The 18,368-nt window shown below is 68.9% G+C and carries 17 protein-coding genes; 13 read left to right on the top strand and 4 right to left on the bottom strand.

Going from position 1 to position 18,368, the window contains the following annotated elements:
* Window positions 1–20 precede the first annotated feature (20 nt).
* The 6 genes from H623_RS0115000 (at window position 21) to H623_RS0114975 (ending at window position 4,643) form a co-directional block, all read left to right on the top strand.
* Complete coding sequence (locus H623_RS0115000; protein ID WP_022901742.1) at window positions 21–932, top strand: NADP-dependent oxidoreductase; 912 nt, start codon at window positions 21–23, stop codon at window positions 930–932.
* 72 nt (window positions 933–1,004) lie between these two features.
* Entirely contained in the window at window positions 1,005–1,841 is an 837-nt protein-coding gene (locus tag H623_RS0114995; RefSeq protein WP_022901741.1) for an aldo/keto reductase, read from the top strand.
* 7 nt (window positions 1,842–1,848) lie between these two features.
* Entirely contained in the window at window positions 1,849–2,550 is a 702-nt protein-coding gene (locus tag H623_RS21235; protein ID WP_022901740.1) for a class I SAM-dependent methyltransferase, read from the top strand.
* A gap of 8 nt (window positions 2,551–2,558) precedes the next feature.
* Window positions 2,559–2,990 (top strand): hypothetical protein, encoded by a 432-nt coding sequence (locus tag H623_RS0114985; protein ID WP_022901739.1) that lies wholly within the window; start codon window positions 2,559–2,561, stop codon window positions 2,988–2,990.
* 133 nt (window positions 2,991–3,123) lie between these two features.
* Complete coding sequence (locus tag H623_RS0114980; RefSeq protein ID WP_022901738.1) at window positions 3,124–4,314, top strand: inorganic phosphate transporter; 1,191 nt, start codon at window positions 3,124–3,126, stop codon at window positions 4,312–4,314.
* On the top strand, window positions 4,311–4,643 hold the full coding sequence (locus H623_RS0114975) for a hypothetical protein (protein ID WP_022901737.1): 333 nt from the start codon (window positions 4,311–4,313) through the stop codon (window positions 4,641–4,643). Before H623_RS0114980 ends, H623_RS0114975 begins: the two co-directional genes overlap by 4 nt.
* Window positions 4,644–4,662: 19 nt before the next feature.
* Here H623_RS0114975 and H623_RS0114970 read toward each other — a convergent pair whose 3' ends face one another.
* Window positions 4,663–5,949, bottom strand: a complete 1,287-nt coding sequence (locus H623_RS0114970; protein WP_022901736.1) for a uracil-xanthine permease family protein — start codon at window positions 5,947–5,949, stop codon at window positions 4,663–4,665.
* A 160-nt stretch (window positions 5,950–6,109) separates the two neighbouring features.
* On the opposite strand from H623_RS0114970, the gene H623_RS0114965 reads away from it, so the two are divergent.
* The 3 genes from H623_RS0114965 to H623_RS0114955 all read left to right on the top strand — a co-directional run bounded on the left by H623_RS0114965 (window position 6,110) and on the right by H623_RS0114955 (window position 10,749).
* Window positions 6,110–7,552, top strand: a complete 1,443-nt coding sequence (locus tag H623_RS0114965; RefSeq protein WP_022901735.1) for an NCS2 family permease — start codon at window positions 6,110–6,112, stop codon at window positions 7,550–7,552.
* A 40-nt stretch (window positions 7,553–7,592) separates the two neighbouring features.
* Complete coding sequence (locus H623_RS0114960) at window positions 7,593–8,984, top strand: aldehyde dehydrogenase family protein (protein WP_022901734.1); 1,392 nt, start codon at window positions 7,593–7,595, stop codon at window positions 8,982–8,984.
* A gap of 280 nt (window positions 8,985–9,264) precedes the next feature.
* On the top strand, window positions 9,265–10,749 hold the full coding sequence (locus H623_RS0114955; RefSeq protein WP_051143284.1) for an aspartate ammonia-lyase: 1,485 nt from the start codon (window positions 9,265–9,267) through the stop codon (window positions 10,747–10,749).
* Window positions 10,750–10,763: 14 nt separating this feature from the next.
* On the opposite strand, the gene H623_RS0114950 is transcribed toward H623_RS0114955, so the two are convergent.
* Complete coding sequence (locus tag H623_RS0114950) at window positions 10,764–11,636, bottom strand: fumarylacetoacetate hydrolase family protein (RefSeq protein ID WP_026940408.1); 873 nt, start codon at window positions 11,634–11,636, stop codon at window positions 10,764–10,766.
* A gap of 155 nt (window positions 11,637–11,791) precedes the next feature.
* Between H623_RS0114950 and H623_RS0114945 the strand changes: the two genes are divergently transcribed.
* Window positions 11,792–12,685, top strand: a complete 894-nt coding sequence (locus H623_RS0114945; protein ID WP_026940407.1) for an alpha/beta fold hydrolase — start codon at window positions 11,792–11,794, stop codon at window positions 12,683–12,685.
* A gap of 117 nt (window positions 12,686–12,802) precedes the next feature.
* On the opposite strand, the gene H623_RS0114940 is transcribed toward H623_RS0114945, so the two are convergent.
* Window positions 12,803–13,573 carry a glycosyltransferase family 2 protein gene (locus H623_RS0114940; RefSeq protein ID WP_026940406.1) on the bottom strand — a complete coding sequence of 257 codons (771 nt, stop codon included), beginning with the start codon at window positions 13,571–13,573 and terminating at the stop codon, window positions 12,803–12,805.
* A 127-nt stretch (window positions 13,574–13,700) separates the two neighbouring features.
* On the opposite strand from H623_RS0114940, the gene H623_RS0114935 reads away from it, so the two are divergent.
* The 3 genes from H623_RS0114935 (at window position 13,701) to H623_RS0114925 (ending at window position 16,910) form a co-directional block, all read left to right on the top strand.
* Window positions 13,701–15,122 carry an FAD-binding oxidoreductase gene (locus H623_RS0114935; protein WP_022901729.1) on the top strand — a complete coding sequence of 474 codons (1,422 nt, stop codon included), beginning with the start codon at window positions 13,701–13,703 and terminating at the stop codon, window positions 15,120–15,122.
* Window positions 15,119–16,237 (top strand): PrsW family intramembrane metalloprotease, encoded by a 1,119-nt coding sequence (locus H623_RS20305; protein WP_022901728.1) that lies wholly within the window; start codon window positions 15,119–15,121, stop codon window positions 16,235–16,237. Before H623_RS0114935 ends, H623_RS20305 begins: the two co-directional genes overlap by 4 nt.
* A gap of 298 nt (window positions 16,238–16,535) precedes the next feature.
* Window positions 16,536–16,910 (top strand): FKBP-type peptidyl-prolyl cis-trans isomerase, encoded by a 375-nt coding sequence (locus H623_RS0114925; RefSeq protein ID WP_022901727.1) that lies wholly within the window; start codon window positions 16,536–16,538, stop codon window positions 16,908–16,910.
* Between the two features lie 49 nt (window positions 16,911–16,959).
* On the opposite strand, the gene H623_RS0114920 is transcribed toward H623_RS0114925, so the two are convergent.
* The gene (locus H623_RS0114920; protein ID WP_342664586.1) at window positions 16,960–18,366 is read right to left on the bottom strand and encodes an MFS transporter; all 1,407 of its coding nucleotides are present in this window, start codon (window positions 18,364–18,366) and stop codon (window positions 16,960–16,962) included.
* Window positions 18,367–18,368: the final 2 nt, after the last annotated feature.

The following is an 18,368-nucleotide window of genomic DNA, read 5'->3' as shown; positions in this document are numbered from 1 at the left end:
ACCGGTGACAGTCTGGAGCGATGAACAGAGCGGTGCGCTACGAGAGGTTCGGCGGTCCCGACGTGTTGGAGGTCGTGGAGGTCGATCCCCGGGAGCCGGGGCCGGGCGAGGTGCGCGTGCGCGTGACCGCTGCCGGGCTGAATCCGGTGGACTACAAGATCTTCGGCGGGGCCGCCGCCTCCCGTTACGGCGCCACGCTGCCCAACGGAGTCGGCCACGACTTCGCCGGCATCGTGGACAGGGCGGGAGAGGGTGTGACGCGGTTCTCGCCCGGGCAACGCGTCTATGGCGGAAGGCGCAACGAAGCGCTCGCCGACGCGCTGATCATCGATCAGGACGACCTGATTCTGCCGGCGCCCGACGGCCTCGAAACCGACGCCGCCGCAGCACTCGCGATCGGTGGCCGCACGGCGTGCGCCTGTGTGGACGCCCTGGCGATCACCGCGGAGGACACGGTTCTGGTCAGCGCCGCAGCCGGCGGTGTCGGCGTGCTCGCAAGCCAGCTCGCCGTGCGCCGCGGCGCCGTCGTCGTCGGCACCGCGAGCGAAGCCAATCACGAGTTCCTGCGCGAGCTGGGAATCATCCCCGTCGCATACGGCGACGGGCTCGCGGATCGTGTGCGCGAGGCGGCGCCCGACGGCATCACGGCGGCGATCGACACGCACGGCCCGGAGACGGTCGACGTGGCCCTCCAGCTCGGCCTTCCGCTGACGCGCATCAACACGATCGCCGCACGAGGCTACCGGGGTGCCCAGGGCAAGGGCGGGCCGGATGCCTCGGCCGACGACCTCGCGTCCGTCGCTGCTCTCGTCGCGGCCGACGAACTCGTGCTCCCGATCGACTCCGTCTATCCGTTGGAGCGCGCCGCCGAGGCGTACGAGCATCTGATGGCCGGTCACGTGCGCGGAAAGGTCATCGTCGCGATGGAGTGAACCGGCCATCGTTCCGGCGCACGATCGCCGCAGGCCGGCCACGATGCGGGTGCCGCTCGCTACCGTGGAACCATGAGCATCCCCGAGCGTCGACTGAACGACGGCACGAGCATCCCCGCCACCGGCTTCGGCACCTATCCGCTGCGTGGCGACGAGGGCGAGCAGGCCGTCGCCTCCGCGATCGCCGCCGGCTACCGGCTGATCGACACAGCGGTGAACTACGCCAACGAGAACGCCGTGGGGCGCGGCATGCGCGCCTCTGGCGTCGAGCGGTCCGAGCTGATGGTGCAGACGAAGATCCCCGGACGGCACCACGGCTACGACGAGACGCTGGCGTCGTTCGACGAGTCGCGGCATGCGCTCGGTGTCGACGTGATCGACATCTTGCTCATCCACTGGCCGAACCCGAGCGTCGACAAGTATGTCGACACGTTCAAGGCCATGCTCGAGTTGCGCGATCGCGGGCTCGTTCGCACGGTCGGCGTTTCGAACTTCACCGAGGAGTTCCTCACCAGGCTGCAGCGCGAGACCGGTGAGTTGCCGGCGGTGAACCAGGTGGAGCTGCACCCGTACTTCCCTCAGCAGGAGCTCCTGCGCTTCCACGCCGAGCACGACATCGTGACCGAGGCGTGGAGCCCGCTGGGCAAGAACTCGCCCGTGCTGACCGAGCGCGTCATAGCCGGCGCGGCGGCGGCGCACGGGGTGACGCCGGCGCAGGTGGTGCTCCGGTGGCACGTGCAGCTCGGTTCCGTGCCGCTGCCGAAGAGCAGTTCGCCCGAGCGGCAGCGCGAGAACCTCGACTTGTTCGGGTTCGAGCTGACGGACGACGAGATGGCGGCGATCACCGCCCTCGGCCGGAACGACGGCCGGCTGTTCGACGGCGATCCCAACCACCACGAGGAACAGTAAGCGCGGCATGGCCGAGCACGAGACCGTCGCCGACATCGCTCGGCAGTTCGACCTGCGGGCCCCGGAATACGACGAATCCGCCTTCCATCCGGAACTGGCGGTGGAGACCATCCGATTCGCCGGAGCGCATGGTGCGAGGTCCGTCCTGGATGTGGCGACCGGCACCGCTTTGGTGTTGCGCGCCTTCGCACCGGACAGCGTCGACCGTCTCGTCGGGATCGACGTCTCGAACGGGATGCTCGAAGTCGCGCGTGCACACCTGCCGCACGCCGAGCTTCTGCAGGCGGATGCCATGGGGCCGCTCCCGTTCCCCGACGGCGCGTTCGACCTGATCACCTGCGTGACGGCGCTGCATCTGCTGCTGGATCCGAGCGATGCACTGCGTGAGTGGCGCCGCCTCCTGGCACGCGGCGGCCGTGTCGTCGTCGCGGTGTTCCGCACCGGAGACCTCAGCGACGTGCCGGAGGTCGAGGAGGCGGCGCACAGCGGCGAGGTGAGGCATCCGCACGGCAGCCACCCGTTGCGGCACGAGCGCACCGGCACCATCGAAGCACTGTCGTCGATCGCTTCCGACGCGGGTCTTCGGCTCGTTCGCCACGAGACCTGGGTCAGGCGCGACCCGCTCGAGGTGTGCCTGCTGGCTGAGCTGGTCCCCGCGGCCGGCGACGAGGAGCCGCGCTCGGCGGGTTCGCACGCCCCCGGGGCATAATTGCGTACATGATCTCGACCGCCTTGGCACGCGAGTTGCGCGAGAACGGGCTGCGCTGGCATCCCGTGTCGGGCGACGTGTTCGTGATCGACACCGGCGAGTTCGACGGCGAGAGCTTCACTGTCAGCGACATGACGATCGAGGCGCACGAGTTCGACACCGGCACCATCCTCGGCTTCAACGGCACGACCGAGTGGGCACTCGACTCGGTGGCGCTCGACAACGCGCTCTGGCTTCCTCGTGAGGACCAGTTGCGCGAACTGCTGCGCGGAACCTTCGTCTCGCTCAGTCGAACGGATGCCGGTGCCTACGTGGTCGAGACCGCGCGCGCTTCCGCACGCTCCCGGCATGAGGCGCCCGACGCGGAGACCGCCTACGCCCGAGCCGTGCTGGAGCTCCTGTCTCAGGCGACGGCCGAAGCGATATCGCCCTCGAGTTGACCGCCCCGCGACAGCGTGTGACGATCGTTGTGGTCGTTAACGTCGCGTGCGCCACAGATGAACCCGACGTGCTCGCGCCGCCGGTACACCGCGCGCGGACCGTTCCCGTGCCCTTATCTCGAGAAAGACGTCGGTGGACCTCACCCTGATCGTCGTGCTGGTGATCGCACTGGCGCTGTTCTTCGACTTCACCAACGGCTTCCACGACACGGCGAATGCCATGGCGACGCCCATCGCGACCGGCGCGATGCGGCCCAAGATCGCGGTCGCGCTGGCCGCGGCGCTCAACCTCGTCGGTGCGTTCCTGTCCACGGAGGTCGCCAAGACGATCTCGGGCGGGCTGATCAAGGAGGGCTCGGGCGGCGTGCAGATCACGCCGACGATGATTCTCGCGGGGCTCATCGGCGCGATCATCTGGAACCTTGTGACCTGGCTCTTCGGGTTGCCGTCGTCGTCGAGTCATGCGCTGTTCGGCGGCCTGATCGGCGCCGCCATCGTGGGCGCCGGCGTGAGCTCTGTCGACTACATCGTGCTGCTCGACAAGGTGATCCTGCCGGCGCTGCTCTCGCCGGTCATCGCGGGACTCGTGGCGTTCTGCGCCACCCGGCTGGCGTACGCGATCACGCGCCGGTACGACAATCTCCCCGACGGCCGTGCGGGGTTCCGGTACGCGCAGATCTTCTCCTCGTCGCTGGTCGCGCTGGCGCACGGCACGAACGACGCTCAGAAGACCATGGGCGTCATCACGCTGGTCCTCATCTCCGCGGGGGTGCTCGGACCGAACGCGAACCCGCCCGTGCTCGTCATCACGGCCTGCGCCCTGGCGATCGCGATCGGCACCTACACCGGCGGGTGGCGCATCATCCGCACGCTCGGCAAAGGTCTCACCGATGTCAAGCCGGCGCAGGGCTTCGCTGCCGAGACGGCAACGGCAGCGACCATCCTGGCCTCGTCGCACCTCGGGTTCGCGCTCTCCACCACGCAGGTCGCCTCCGGTTCCGTCATCGGCTCGGGGCTCGGCCGACGCGGGTCCAGCGTGCGCTGGGGCACGGCGGGTCGCATCGGACTGGGCTGGCTCATGACACTGCCCGCATCGGCGATCGTGGGCGCCATCACGGCGTTCATCGCCCTGCTCGGCACGGTCGGCGTCGTGATCGACCTGATCATCGCGGTCGGCGTGATCGTGGCGATCTTCGCCATCTCGAAGCACAACAACGTGGATGCGCGCAACGCGCTCGAGGGCGTCAACGAGGTCGCCGAATCGGGCCGGGTGGTCAAGATCCGCAAGGTCAAGCCGAAGAACGCGAAACGGAGGGCAGCATGATCGACTGGATCGCCTTCGTGGCGGTGGCCGTCGCCGCGCTGGCATCGGCGTGCGTCGTGGTGTCCCTCTACGCGTTGGGGCTCAGGATGCTCTCCACCGCCGGCAAGGCTCCTCACGTCACGCCCGCGGAGTTCACCGACGCCATCACGATCGTCACCCCGACCGAGGCGGCCGCCGAGGCGAAGCGCATCAAGAAGGCCGCCGCGCGCAGCCCGCTCACGCCGCTGCAGAAACGGCTGGCGCTCGTGGTCGCCTACACGTGCTTCGTGCTCTGCGCGCTGGTGGTGCTCTTCGGCATCTACCTCATCATCCCCGCTCTGCACGGCTGAAAGGTCGCCTGAGACGGCGTCAGTCGGCGCCGCGCCAGCGCCCCAGCGCGTTCATCAGGTGGTAGGTCACGATCGCCGCCACGGTGCCCAGCACGATGCCGCTGAGCGAGATGCCGGTCTTCGCGTCGCCGATCACCCAGGTCAGGTTTCCGACACCGATCACGAGCGCGACGGCCGCCGCGAACTGGTTCTTCGGCTTGGAGAAGTCCACCTTGTTGTCGATCCAGATCTTGATGCCCACGACGCCGATCAGGCCGTAGAGCGCCAGCGTCGCGCCGCCGAGCACTCCCGAGGGGATCGTGTTCAGCACGGCCCCCACCTTGGGCGAGAGGCCGAGCAGCAGCGCGACGATGCCGGCGACCCAGTAGGCCGCCGTCGAGTACACCTTCGTGGCCGCCATGACGCCGATGTTCTCGCCATAGGTGGTGGTGCCGGAGCCGCCGAAGAAGCCGGCGATCGTGGTCGAGATGCCGTCGGCCAGCAGGGCGCGCCCGGTGAGCACGTTCACGTCCTTGCCGGTCATCTGGGTGACCGCGCGGATGTGACCGACGTTCTCCGCGATCAGCACAAGCACGACGGGAAGGAAGACCGGCAGCAGAGCCCAGAGCGAGCCATCCGCGAACGGGTTCTTCGGCAGAGTGAACGCCGGTAAGCCGATCCAGGCGGCCTTGGCGACGGGGGAGAAGTCGACCGCGCCGAGGAGCACCGCAGCGACGTACCCCACCACGACGCCGACGAAGATCGACATGCGTCCGAGCATCCCTCGGAACGCGACGGTGCACAGGATGATCGCGGCCAGCGTGATGAGGGCGACCAGCGGAGAGGAGCTGAAGTTGCTGACGGCGGTCGGCGCGAGGTTGAAGCCGATCAGAGCGACGATCGCGCCGGCGACCACCGGCGGCATGAGCGCATCGATCCACCCGGTGCCGGTGAGCATCACGACGGCGCCGACGATGGCGAGCAGGATGCCGACGGCCACGATCCCGAACAGCGCTCCCGCCATCCCGTGGCCGGCTGCCGCTGCCGTGATGGGGGCGATGAACGCGAACGACGACCCGAGGTAGCTGGGCAGCCGGTTGCGGGTGATCAGCAGGAACAGCATCGTGCCGATGCCGGAGAACAGCAGCGTCGTCGACGGCGGGAAGTGCGTGAGAAGCGGCACCAGGAACGTCGCCCCGAACATGGCGACGACGTGCTGAGCACCGATGCCGATGGTGCGCGGCCAGCTGAGCCTCTCGTCGGGCGAGACCACCGTCTCGGGGCGGATCGTCTTGCCGTCGCCGTGCAAAGTCCAGAGGGTCGGCATCGGGTCTCATTTCAGGGATCGTCGGATGGGGGAGAATGAAACGCGCTGCACATCCGCAGCGCGTTTCGTTCGCGATGCTAGCGCCTCCTGGCAGTTGCCTGACAATATCGTCTCGGCAGCACCGCATTCACCTTTCCTCGCCCGATCGGAGAGAGCCCCCATGTCCGAAACCGACACGCAGACGCAGACCCCGCCGCAGGCCCGGGGTCGCCTCGACGGCTTCTTCGAGGTGTCCAGGCGCGGGTCGACCTGGTGGCAGGAGGTGCGCGGCGGCCTGGTCACGTTCGTCACGATGGCCTACATCATCGTGCTCAACCCGATCATCCTGTCGGGCACGAAGGACGTCGAGCACCACGTCCTCCAGTTCGCGCAGGTCGCGGCCGTCACTGCGCTCACCGCCGGCGTCATGACGATCCTCTTCGGCCTCATCGCGCGGCTGCCGTTCGCGTTCGCCGCGGGCCTCGGCATCAACTCGTTCCTCGCGGTCAGCGTGGTGGGACAGGTCACCTGGCCCGAGGCGATGGGTCTCGTCGTGATCGAGGGTCTGATCATCGTGATCCTCTCCGCTACCGGGCTGCGGCGCCTCATCTTCGACGCGGTTCCGTACTCGCTGAAGATCGCGATCACCGTCGGCATCGGCCTCTTCATCGCGTTCATCGGACTGGTGGATGCCGGATTCGTCAAGACCACGAACCTCAGCTCCCCGCCGATCGGCCTGGGCAGCGACGGATCGGTGGCCACCATTCCGACGCTCATCTTCGTGATCACGCTGCTGATCACCGGGGTGCTCGTCGCGCGCAAGGTGAAGGGCGCCATCCTGATCGGCCTCGCATCGGGCACGATCCTCGCCGTGATCGCGCAGGCGATCTGGCACCTCGGCGCGCAGCCGAAGGATGCGACCGGATGGAATCTCAACATCCCGCAGATCTCCGACTGGGTCTCGCTTCCCGACTTCTCTCTCGTCGGCCAGGTGAGCTTCGACTTCAGCAAGCTCGGGGTGCTCACGGCCGTGATGCTGGTCTTCACCCTCGTCTTCAGCAACTTCTTCGACGCGATGGGAACGATGACGGGACTGGCGAAGGAAGCCGGGCTCTCGAATCCCGACGGCACCTTCCCGCGGTTGAAGAGCGCGCTGATCGTCGAGGGTGTCGGCGCCGTCGCCGGTGGCCTCACCTCGGGGTCGTCGAACACGGTGTTCGTCGAGTCGGGCGCCGGCATCGGTGAGGGAGCCCGCACCGGGTTCGCGAACGTGATCACGGGCGTGCTCTTCCTGCTCGCCATGTTCTTCACCCCGATCGCGCAGATCGTGCCGTCCGAGGTGGCTGCGGCCGCGCTGGTCATCGTCGGCGCGCTGATGATGTCGCAGATCAGGAGCATCGACCTCAGCGACTTCTCCGTTCTGCTTCCGGTGTTCCTCACGGTCATCGTGATGCCGCTGACCTACTCGATCGCGAACGGCATCGGTGTGGGCTTCATCGCCTGGGTCGTCGTGCAGGCCTTCGCCGGCAAGCTCCGCTCGATCAGCCCGCTGCTGTGGATCGTGGCTGCCGGTTTCGCCATCTACTTCGCGCGCGGGCCGATCGAAGCGCTCTTCTCGCACTGAGACATCTCTCGCGCTCACCGGCGGGTCCTACGATGACGGCATGACTTCTGAGGAGATCGCGGACAACGTCGTCCAGCGCCGTCGGGCTTTCGAGAGCGGGATCACGAAGCCGCTGGCGTGGCGCAGGGAGCAGCTGAACGGCATCCGCCGCATGCTCACCGAACGTGCCGCCGAGTGGGAGGCGGCGCTCGCCGCCGATCTGCACCGCAGTCCCACCGAGGCCAACCTCGCCGACGTGAACGTGGTGCTCAGCGAGGTGGCGCACGCGCTGAAGAACCTGCGCACCTGGACATCGCCGCGACGCGTCAGCCTCCCGCTGTCGGTGCAGCCCGGTCGCGGCTACGTGCTGCGCGAGCCGCTCGGCGTCGTGCTGGTGATCGCCCCGTGGAACTATCCGATCCAGTTGCTGCTCGCCCCGGTGGTCGCCGCTGTGGCCGCCGGGAACGCGGTCGTCATGAAGCCGAGCGAGCTGGCGCCGGCGACCTCGGCGACCGTGGCACGTCTGGTGCCGCAGTACCTCGACTTGCGTGCGATCAGCGTGGTGGAGGGCGCGGTCCCTGAGACGACCGCGCTGCTCGAGCAGCGCTTCGACCACATCTTCTACACGGGCGGCGCGCGCGTCGGGCGCATCGTGGCGACGGCCGCGGCCCGGCACTTGACGCCGATCACGCTCGAGCTCGGCGGCAAGTCGCCGGTCTACGTCGACGACTCGGTGGACCTGCGCGCTGCGGCCAAGCGCATCGCGTGGGGCAAGTTCCTGAATGCGGGGCAGACCTGCGTGGCGCCCGACTATCTGCTCGCGACCACGAGTGTGGCCGACCGCATCGTGCCGCTCATCGGCGATGCGGTGAGGGAGCTCTACGGAAACGACCCTCAGGCATCCGGGGACTACGCGCGCATCGTCGACGACGCGCGATTCGGCGTGCTGAACGCTCTTCTCGACGATGGCACGGCGGCGATCGGCGGCACAGCCGACGCCGAGGACCGGTACATCGCTCCCACCGTTCTCACGAACGTGCCAGACGACGCCGCGGTGATGCAGGAGGAGATCTTCGGCCCGATCCTTCCGGTGATCGAGGTCGCGAGCCACGCCGACGCGATCCGGCGCATCGCAGCCGCCGAGAAGTCCCTGGCGCTGTACGTGTTCAGCGACCGCGACGAGGTGCGCAAGGCGTTCCTGCGCGGCACGTCGTCGGGCGCTCTCGGCTTCAACGTGGCCCTCGTGCACCAGACGGTCGACTCGCTGCCGTTCGGGGGAGTCGGCGGAAGCGGCATGGGCCGCTATCACGGCGAGTACGGGTTCGTCACGTTCAGCCATGAGAAGCCGGTGCTCAGCAAGCCGCTCAAGCCCGAGTCGCTGGCGCTCGTCTTCCCGCCGTACACGGCCAAGGTCGACGGCTTCGTGCGAGGACTGCTGCGCAAGCTCTCCTGAGCCTCGCAGCGGCGATCCGGGCGTGAGGTGCTCCCGCTCGCGACGGCGCCGCGACAGCCGATGATCAGTGCGGTCTCTGCTTCCGCCAGAGCCGCTACAACCGACGATCGGTGCGGCCCTGCTGCGGCGTGAGCCGTTGTGTCCGGGCTGCCGGACATGACACGAGGATGCCTCGCGCACGCCGCGTAGAGTCGAAATCGCCGGCGCACGGGAGCGTCGCGGAAAGGTGAACGTCGTGATCGCGACACGCGAGATCTCTGTCGAACGACCCGATGGCGAGATGACGCCGCCCGAGGGTTGGGACGCCAAGGAAGGTCCGTTCCGCGTGGAGACGGACTCGCTGGGCGAGCGTCGCATCCCGGCCGACGTCTACTGGGGGGTCCACACGTCTCGCGCTCTGGAGAACTTCCCGATCGCGCACCGGCCGATCGCCGTCTACTCGACGTTCGTCGAGGCGCTCGCGATGGTGAAGCTCGCGGCGGCACGGGCGAACGCCGAGATCGGTGCGCTCGATCCGCGCAAGGCGGAGCTGATCGAACAGGCGTGCCGTGAGATCCTCGACGGCAAGCTGCACGACCAGTTCGTGGTCGGCATCATCCAGGGCGGCGCGGGCACCTCGACGAACATGAACGCCAACGAGGTGATCGCGAATCGGGCGCTCGAACTCGGCGGATGGCAGAAGGGCGACTATGCGCGCATCCATCCGATCGACGACGTGAACCGCAGTCAGAGCACGAACGACACCTACCCGACCGCCGTGAAGATCGCGCTGTCGCTGCTGCTGCGCTCGTTGCTCGACGAGCTGTGGGCGTTGCGCGAGTCGTTCTCGCGCAAGGGCGTCGAGTTCAAACACGTGCTCAAGGTCGGTCGCACGCAGTTGCAGGACGCCGTGCCGATGACGCTCGGGCAGGAGTTCCACGGATTCGCCACGACTCTCGCCGAGGACTACGAACGTCTCAAGGAGACGACGTGGCTGCTCGCCGAGGTGAACATCGGCGCCACCGCAATCGGCACCGGCATCACCGCGGACCCGCGCTACGGGGCGGCCACCCTCGGCTATCTGCGCGAGCTCTCCGGACTCGACCTCGAGACGGCCCCCGACCTCATCGAGTCGACGAGCGACGCGGGTGCCTTCATGTCGTTCAGCGGAGCGCTCAAGCGCAGCGCGGTGAAGCTCTCGAAGATCTGCAACGATCTTCGCCTGCTCTCCAGTGGCCCGCAGGCCGGTTTTGGTGAGATCAACCTCCCGCCGATGCAGGCAGGCTCCAGCATCATGCCCGGCAAGGTGAACCCGGTCATTCCGGAGGTCGTGAACCAGGTGGCCTTCAGCATCATCGGTGCGGATGCCACGGTGACCGCGGCCGCGGAGGCCGGCCAGCTGCAGTTGAATGCATTCGAGCCGGTGATCGCGAACTTCCTCCTCCAGTCCATCACCTGGCTGAGGCAGGCCTGCCTCACGCTGCGCATCAACTGCGTCGACGGCATCACCGCCAACGAGGAGCGGCTCGAGACCATGGTCGGCTCGAACATCGGCGTCATCACGGCGCTGACGCCGCACATCGGCTACGCGGCCGCTGCCGCTCTGGCGAAGACCGCGCTGCTGACGAACCGCAGCGTGGCCGACCTCGTCGTGGAAGCGGGCCTGATGCCGCGCGACCAGGTGACGAAGCTGCTGTCGCCGGCTCGGCTCAGCGGCATGGAGACCATCACCACCTCGGTGCCGGTGGTGCCGCAGCACCACGGACATCCGGACGCGCGGCTCTAGAGCGCGTCCACCCCTCACTCCACCCGGCAGTAGGTCGTGAGCGAGCCGATGCCGGAGCACGACACCGTCACCTTCGACCCGTCGCGCAGGAAGATCGGCGGCGTGCGCGAGTAGCCGGCGCCGCCCGGGCTGCCGGTGGAGATGAGCGTTCCCGGCAGCAGAGTCGAGGAGCGGGAGAGATACGACACGAGCTCCGCGACGGAGCGCACCATGCCGGAGGTCGGGGCGTCCTGAAGCAGCCGACCGTCGACGGTGGTCGCCAGCCAGAGGTCCTGGGGATCGGGAATGCGATCGGCCGTCACGACGACGGGGCCGGTTGGGGTGAAGCCGTCGAACGACTTGCAGCGCGACCACTGCGCCTCGGAGAACTGCAGGTCGCGGGCGGTGATGTCGTTGACCACCGTGTAGCCGAACACGTGGTCGAGCGCGTCGGTCACCCGCACGTTGCGCGCCGGCTTGCCGATGATGACTCCGAGCTCGGCCTCGTAGTCGACCTGTTCCGAGAGCTCCGCCGGCCATGCCGTGGTGGACTCGTGTGCGTTCAACGAGTTCGGCCAGAGCGAGAACACCGTCGGTGCCTTCTCCACCTTGAGCGCCAGCTCGGCCGAGTGCGCGGCGTAGTTCGCCCCGATGGCGAGGATGACGGGGGGACGCTGCACGGCCGAGGCGTATCGCAGGTCGGCGATCGGATGCCACGTGTCGGCACGTTCGCCCGCCTCGCCGGCGGAGGCCTCGAGTGCCGCGACTGCATCGTCTCCGCGCTCGATGAGTTCCTGGAGGTCGCGCGGCGCCTCGTCGATCAGGTCGTCGGCGAACGCAGCCCGGTCGTCCACGACGACGGCCAGGCGCGCACGCTCCCCGGGGTACCGCAGGTGCGCAAGTCTCACCACGAAAGGCTATCTCGCCGGCTTCCCCGGCACCGGCGGGCGCCCCGTACGAGAGCCGGACGACACGATCGGCCGCGTGAGGCCGGCCCGAGCGCGACAGCGGCCTCGCGCCATAAGGTGAACGGGTGCCCACCGACCACGAGCGCGCCGACGGGATGCCCGCGGCCGACGACGCTGAGTCACGCCGCGCTGCCGTCGTGGCCGACGCGACGATCGGCGAAGTGGACTGGGCGACGCCGCCCCGCGGGACGGTCGTCTCGAGGTTCTCCGCTCCGAGTGGCGAGCTGGCGATGTGGAGCATGGGCGAGGCATCCCGGCCCCGCGTTCTGCTGGTGCCCGGCGCCACCGGCTCGAAGGAGGACTTCGCGCTCCTCGGTCCACTGCTCGTCGCCGCGGGCTACCGGGTGGACTCGTTCGACATCGCCGGTCAGTACGAGTCGGCCGACGCGGGTCCGGCCGAGGGCCGCCGCTACGACTACGACCTGTTCGTCGACGACTTGGTCGCCGTGCTCACTGCAGGCGGCCCCGCGCACGTGCTGGGCTATTCCTTCGCGGGCACCGTCGCCGAGCTGGCCGCGGTGCGCCGCCCCGATCTGATGCTCAGTCTCACGCTCCTCACGGCGCCGCCACTGGCGGGTCAGGCGTTTCGGGGCATCCGTCTGATCGGCTGGCTCAGCCGGTTCACGACGGCGCACCAGGGGGCCGGCCTGATGATCTGGGGCATCGTGACCAACAAGAACAAGGTGGGTCCGAACCGACTCGCGTTCGTGCGGTCGCGCTTCCGCCTCACTTCTCGAGCCGCCGTGGACGACATCATCTCGCTGATGCGCCGTACTCCCGACGTGACCGGCGAGCTGCGGGCCACCGGCATCCCCGTCCTCGTCGCGACGGGGGAGCACGATCTGTGGCCTGTTGAGCAGCACGCGCGGTTCGCCGAACGGCTCGGGGCCGAGCTCGTCGTGTACCGAACCGGTCACAGCCCCTGCGAGACCGCGCCGAATCAGCTCGCGCACGACATGCTGCGGCTCTTCGAGCGAGCCGAGGCATAGGCGGCGAACCTCGGATCGCGGCCGCTGTCATCCGGGCGAAGCCTGTCATAGCCGGCGAAGTGGCGACGAACGCGGCGTCGGAGCGTCGCGGGGACCGGGGTCGCGCGATGGCGGCGGTCAGATCGCGCTCGTGGCATCGCCCTCGTGACGCGAGTGCGACTGCCGGTACTCCTCCCGTGCGGCGCGCAGCCGCCGTGGCGATGCCTCGGGCCAGTTCATGCGGAACGTGAGGAACGCCCAGCCCAGTCGGCGGCCGAAGCCGCGCCAGGTGGCGAACGGGCGGGCGGAGATCCCGACGCGCAGTGTTTCGTCGACGCGCACCGCGACATCCGGCGGCAGGTGCAGGCTGAGGTCGAGGTCGTCGTGCACACGGCGCACCGACCGGTGCACGCGCCCGCGCACGCGCTGCCACACTTCGCGACGCATCGCGAAGTTGGACCCGAAGACGGGCCCGTTGTCGAGCCACAGCGCGCCGAACCAGAAGTAGCCGCCGATGTACAGGTTCTCGCCGAGCCACGTGATCAGCGGGTTCCCGTCGTAGAAGTCACCGGGTCCGGTGATCACACCGACCTCGTGTGAGACGGTGAACTCGGCCTCGATGTGCGCGAGCCAGTCGGCGGGCGGGCGGGAGTCCGCGTCGAGTCGGGCGATGATGTCTCCGGATGCCGCGTCGTAGCCCGCTGAGGCTGCCGGGAAGATGCCGCGCAGCGGCTCCACGACCACGATGGCGCCGGCCGCTCGGGCCACGTCGCCGGTGTCGTCGTCGCTGCCGTTGTCGACCACGATGATCTCATCGGCAGGGCGAAGCTGCGTATCGAGCAGCCTCAGGCATTCCCGCAGCATGGGTCCGTCGTCGAAGGCGGGTACCACCACGGAGATCGTCGACACGTCGTGCGCACTCCTCACGGGCAGGGGAGGTCGGCGCCGGGCCTGCCGTGAGATCGATCCTACGCGTAGGATTCCGCAGGCGGGGGAGGCCCTCGCCTGCCCGTGTCGCCACAGTTCGAGGAGCCGGATGCCCGAGAAGACCGACCGTTTCGTCGCCGAGCTCGGCAGCGTCTTCACCACCTCGCCGGGCGACCTCCTCGTCGCCCGCGCCGATCGTTCCGGATGGGCTGCGCCGTCCGTTCCGCTCGGAGTCGTGCGCGCGACTGAGGTCGAGCACGTGCGCAGCACGCTTCGCCTCGCCACGGAGCTTCGCGTGCCTGTTGTGCCGCGCGGCGCCGGGACGGGGCTGGCCGGCGGGGCCGCCGGCTCGGCCGGCGAGGTCGTCCTCGACCTCTCCGGCATGAACCGGATTCTCGAGATCGCGCCGGAGGACGAGCTGGCGGTCGTCGAACCGGGCGTGATCAACACAAACCTCGACGACGCGCTCGCGCCGCACGGCCTCTGGTTCGCGCCCGATCCGGCGAGCAAGGCCATCTCGACGGTGGGCGGCAACATCGCGACGAACGCCGGAGGGCTGCTCTGCGCCAAGTACGGCGTCACCCGCGAGTCGGTGCTCGCGCTCGCCGTCGTGCTGGCGGACGGCCGCCTGATCCGCACCGGGCATCGCACCGTGAAGGGTGTGACCGGCTACGACCTGACGGCTCTGTTCGTCGGCTCCGAGGGCACACTCGGCGTCATCGTCGAGGCGACAGTGCGCGCGCTGCCGCGGCCCGCACCCGCCGCTGCGACGGTGGTGGGGTTGTTCGGCTCGGTGCGGGAGGCGGCATCCGCTTCGGCCGCGATCACGGCAGCGCGGCTCCGACCTGCGCTGTGCGAGTTGATCGATGCGGCGGCGCTTCGTCGGGTCGCGGACTATCTCGCGGCGAGCGGCGCCGATTCCCCACGGTTCGGGTCGGCGAACACCGATGCCCGGTTCGCGGCCGATCTGCTCGGCGAAGGGGAGCCCGGCGCCTCCCTCATCGTGCAGTTCGACGACGCGGATGCCTCCGCTCGCGCCGCGCGCGTGGTCGAACTCGTGCGTGGCGTGGGCGGCACCGCGCGTGTCTCGTCGGACCGGCAGGAGGTCGAGAGCCTCCTCGAACTGCGGCGCGCGTTCCATCCGGCACTGGTGGCCGGTGGCGAGGTGCTCATCGAGGATGTCTCGGTGCCGCGCTCGAGGCTGGCGGACATGTTCGACGAGATCGTGCGCATCGAGAACGAGTACGGCGTGAGCATCCCGACGGTCGCGCACGCGGCGGACGGCAACCTGCACCCGAACTTCGTCTACGACGGCACAGAGGTGCCCGACGTCATCTGGCGCGCGGCCGACGATCTATTCACCACGGCCATCCGCCTGGGCGGCACCCTCACCGGTGAGCACGGCGTCGGGGTGCTCAAGCGGCGCTGGCTGCGCGACGAGCTCGGCGACGACGCCTACGACCTGCAGCGCCGCATCAAGGGCGTGTTCGACCCGCTCGGCATCCTCAACCGGGGCAAGGTGTTCGGGTGACGTCGCCTTCCCCGTCGCTGCCGATCGTCCCGCAGCGCCCGCGTACCCGCGCGAGCACTGTCGTGTGGACCATCATCGGCCTCATCCTGCTTGTGCAGCTGCTGGTCGTCGTGTTCGCCTATCTGGTGCTGGCGCTCGGCCCGGAGCTCGTGGCCGTCAGCGCCGCGCTCGCCCTGATCCCTCTCGCCATCGTGCTGGTGACCGCCACCTGGATCGACGCGTGGGAGCCGGAGCCGTTCGCGGCCAAAGCGTTCGCGTTCCTGTGGGGAGCGGCCGCAGCGATCGCCATCGCCCTGCTGTTCGACCTCGGACAGCATTTCTTCACGCTCATTCCGGAGGACTCCGTGTTCTCCGCCGTGGTGCGTGCGCCGCTCGTGGAGGAATCGGCGAAGGGTGCGGCGCTGCTCATCCTCGTCTTCGCCGTACGGCACACGTTCGACGGGCCGATCGACGGCATCGTGTATGCGGCGTTCACCGCAGGCGGCTTCGCGTTCGTCGAGAACATCCAGTACTTCGGCCTGGCGCTGCTCGACGGCGGTGCGAACGAGGCTGCGTCGGTGTTCGTGCTGCGGGCGCTGTTCTCACCGTTCGCTCACGTGCTCTTCACGTCGTGCACCGGGTTCGCGCTCGGACTGGCAGCGCGCCGGCGCGGCGTGCTGCGCATTTTCGGGGCGTTCCTCCTCGGACTGCTCGTGGCAGTCATGCTGCACTCCGTGTGGAACTTCGCCGGGTACGTCGGATTCTGGGGCGTGTACGTCTTCTTCGAGCTGCCGGTGTTCATCGGCGCGGTGATCGCTGTCGTGCTGCTGCGCGTGCGCGAACAGCACCTCACCCGCGACCGGCTCGACGACTACGGCCGCGTCGGCTGGTTCACGCCGAACGAGGTGGCCTTGTACGGAACGCGCGCCGGACGACGTCGCGTACGCGCGTGGGCGAAGAGCTGTGGCGGTGAGGCTCCGGCACTCGTGCGCCGTATGGTGCGCGACACCACGCGGCTGGCGATGGACCGGCAGCGAGTGGTCAAGGGCTGGGCGGATGCCGACACCCGGGCCGAGGAGAGCGCCATGCTCGCGCAGATCGCCGCGTTGCGTTCCCGGCTCTACTCGATCGGCTGACGCGGGCAGGAGCCGATCGACGACAAAACTCGCCGCCCGGTGGTGCGGCACTGCCGGCAGCCGAATCCGAGCGGCGAGTTGGTCTAACCCCAGGGTGCCTGGCGACGCGCGCGAATGCAAGCATTTCGTTCCCACGGTCTTGGCCAGAAGCGCTCGGCCGTCGCCCGGGGCGACACCTCTCATACCGTCGCTCCTGCTGCGGCCGGCGACGTCGCCGTGCATGTCGGCGAGGGCCGTTTCGCTCTCGGCGTCGGTGCGCACTTTGACCCGGTCTGCCCGCGTGCCCTTGGATGGAGGAATGAGCGATTCGCAGAAGACCAAGCCCGAGATCGACGCGCCACAGGGACCGGCCCCGGAGCAACTCGTGATCGTCGACCTTGTGGAGGGCGACGGCACGGAGGCCGCACCGGGCGCGACCGTCGACGTGCACTACCTCGGGGTCGACTACGACTCCGGCGAGGAGTTCGACTCGTCGTGGAGTCGCGGTCAGTCCATCCAGTTCCCGTTGCGCGGTCTGATCCAGGGCTGGCAGGACGGCATCCCCGGCATGAAGGTCGGCGGGCGCCGTCAGCTGACCATCCCGCCGGAGCTGGCCTACGGTCCGGCCGGCACCGGACATCCGCTCGGCGGCAAGACGCTGATCTTCGTGATCGACCTGCTCGACGTCAAGTAGGAGTGCGCACAGGCTTTTCCCTCTGACTCCACGCGATGCATCCGCGGCCTCACGGCTTCGGATGCATCGCGTCGTATCGGGGGAAGGTGCGCTGCAGCCGCAGGATGAACGCGAGCGCCACGATGATCACGAGTCCGCCGAACAACGGCGGGAACCACAGGGCGACGAGCGCGGCCGCAGCCCCCGCGTAGAGGTCGCCGACACGGGGGCCGCCGGTGACCACGACGGTGTAGACGCCCTGGATGCGCCCGCGCATGGTGTCGGGCGCCGCCGTCTGCAAAATGGTCTGGCGGAAGATCGCCGACACGTTGTCGGCGGCGCCGGCGCCCGCGAAGAGCACGCAGGCGATCGCGATGGCGGGAACGCTCGCATTCGCGGCATCGAACGAGCCGAACCACCCGGTCGCCAGCAGCGCCAACTCGACGCCGAGGCCGAGGGTGAAGACTCCGAAGACGATGATCGCGCGCACGACCGCCAGTCCCTGCATCCGCACATGCCCGAGCGGACCGGAGAACACACTGGAGACGAGGGCGCCGATCGCGAACGCCGCCGTGAGCACACCCACGGTGATGGCGCCGCCGCCGAGGACGAGAGCGCCCGCCGCAGGCAGGATCACGCGCGGCTGACCGAAAGTCATGGCGATGATGTCGACGACGAACGACATGCGCACGTTCGGCGCGGTCTTGAGAAAGCGCAGGCCCTCCACGATGGATGCCCATCCCGGCCTCGCCGCGTCGCCCTCGGGGATGATCGGCGGCAGCGTCGCGATGCCGAGGAACGCGAAGACGAACATCACGACGTCGACCGAGTACGTCCAGCCGTATCCCACCGTGGCCACGAGCACGCCGGCCAAGGCAGGACCGACTGTCACCATGACCCCGCTGGAGATGCCGCCCAGCGCGGACGCCGCGGGAAGCAGCTCGCGGCCGAGGAGCCGGGGCAGGATGGCCATCCGCGTGCTGCTGATCACGGTTGCGGCCACGGAATTCAGAGTCGTCAACACGTAGAGGAACCACACGTTGTCGACATGGAACCAGGCCAGAAGCGCGATGCAGAGCGTCGAGGTCCAGGCCACGATCGCCGACAGCAGCGCGACTCGGCGGCGGTCGAACACGTCGGCGAGCATGCCGCCGTAGATGCCGAAGAACACCATGGGCACGAGCGCGAACAGCGCCACGCCGGAGACCGCGAGCGTCGACTTCGTGAGGTCGTAGACCTGCAGCCCGATCGCGACGATGGTCATCTGCCCGCCGATGCCGGAGATCGCGCCGCCGAGCCAGAGCCGGGCGAACGCCGGACTGCGCCTGAGCGGGGTCAGATCGGCGAAGACCGATCGTCGCGCCGTGGCCTGAGCTCCCGCAGACGAAGACGCCGACGCCGACGGCGACTCGGTCCGGGCCGGCTGCGGGCTTTTCGGATCCGCCGGTCCACCGCCGGCCGTAGGGTCGTGCGGCACGA

This window comes from Humibacter albus DSM 18994 (assembly GCF_000421825.1).
GTDB lineage: Bacteria > Actinomycetota > Actinomycetes > Actinomycetales > Microbacteriaceae > Humibacter > Humibacter albus.
Note: the sequence above shows the minus strand (reverse complement) of the source record. Positions and strands in the feature narration are given on the sequence as shown.

Bases quoted from the DNA above. Each gene is read 5' to 3' on its own strand.
- H623_RS0115000 (WP_022901742.1), top strand. From the start codon at position 21: ATGAACAGAGCGGTGCGCTACGAGAGGTTCGGCGGTCCCGACGTGTTG.
- H623_RS0114945 (WP_026940407.1), top strand. From the start codon at position 11,792: ATGCCCGCGGCCGACGACGCTGAGTCACGCCGCGCTGCCGTCGTGGCC.
- H623_RS0114995 (WP_022901741.1), top strand. From the start codon at position 1,005: ATGAGCATCCCCGAGCGTCGACTGAACGACGGCACGAGCATCCCCGCC.
- H623_RS0114960 (WP_022901734.1), top strand. From the start codon at position 7,593: ATGACTTCTGAGGAGATCGCGGACAACGTCGTCCAGCGCCGTCGGGCT.
- H623_RS0114985 (WP_022901739.1), top strand. From the start codon at position 2,559: ATGATCTCGACCGCCTTGGCACGCGAGTTGCGCGAGAACGGGCTGCGC.
- H623_RS21235 (WP_022901740.1), top strand. From the start codon at position 1,849: ATGGCCGAGCACGAGACCGTCGCCGACATCGCTCGGCAGTTCGACCTG.
- H623_RS0114965 (WP_022901735.1), top strand. From the start codon at position 6,110: ATGTCCGAAACCGACACGCAGACGCAGACCCCGCCGCAGGCCCGGGGT.
- H623_RS0114925 (WP_022901727.1), top strand. From the start codon at position 16,536: ATGAGCGATTCGCAGAAGACCAAGCCCGAGATCGACGCGCCACAGGGA.
- H623_RS0114935 (WP_022901729.1), top strand. From the start codon at position 13,701: ATGCCCGAGAAGACCGACCGTTTCGTCGCCGAGCTCGGCAGCGTCTTC.
- H623_RS0114955 (WP_051143284.1), top strand. From the start codon at position 9,265: ATGACGCCGCCCGAGGGTTGGGACGCCAAGGAAGGTCCGTTCCGCGTG.
- H623_RS0114970 (WP_022901736.1), bottom strand. From the start codon at position 5,949: ATGCCGACCCTCTGGACTTTGCACGGCGACGGCAAGACGATCCGCCCC.
- H623_RS0114975 (WP_022901737.1), top strand. From the start codon at position 4,311: ATGATCGACTGGATCGCCTTCGTGGCGGTGGCCGTCGCCGCGCTGGCA.